Genomic DNA, 413 nt, shown 5'->3' on the forward strand with positions numbered 1-413 from the left:
CAACCTGTCCAGCGCCGCCGTCAAACCCTTCAATGAAACCGACAAGGGCACATCCTTCTGGTCGAGACTCTTAACCGTGACCTTGAGCGTTGTGCCCGTGCGCAGCGACGCGGCTGCTTTCGCGTCGAAGCTGAGGGGCACGAAGCAGCCGGCGGGCAGGCAGGTCGAGAAGGGCAGCGGCTTGCCCGCTTGCCCATCGTCGACCTGAAGCGTCGCGCCGACGGCGAGTTGCAGGCCGAAGGGCAGGACGAGATTGCCCGCAATGCCGTCCTCCTGCCCCTTGCCCAATTCGACCGCAAGCAGGCGCCGTCCGTTCTGCTGCGACTGCTGATAGGTAGCCGCGCATACCAGCGTCGGCGTGGCCTGGCAGGAGAGATCCCAGTCCTCATAGGTCTCCTTCAGCGAGGAAGCAC

Annotated in this window: 1 protein-coding gene; it reads right to left on the reverse strand. The window is 64.6% G+C overall.

The window, feature by feature from the left end; translation table 11 throughout:
• The coding region (locus tag EN780_RS38115; protein WP_133373040.1) for an invasion associated locus B family protein at nt 1-413 on the reverse strand (413 nt) is incomplete at both ends.

This window comes from Mesorhizobium sp. M4B.F.Ca.ET.089.01.1.1 (assembly GCF_004022605.1).
Lineage (GTDB): Bacteria > Pseudomonadota > Alphaproteobacteria > Rhizobiales > Rhizobiaceae > Mesorhizobium > Mesorhizobium abyssinicae.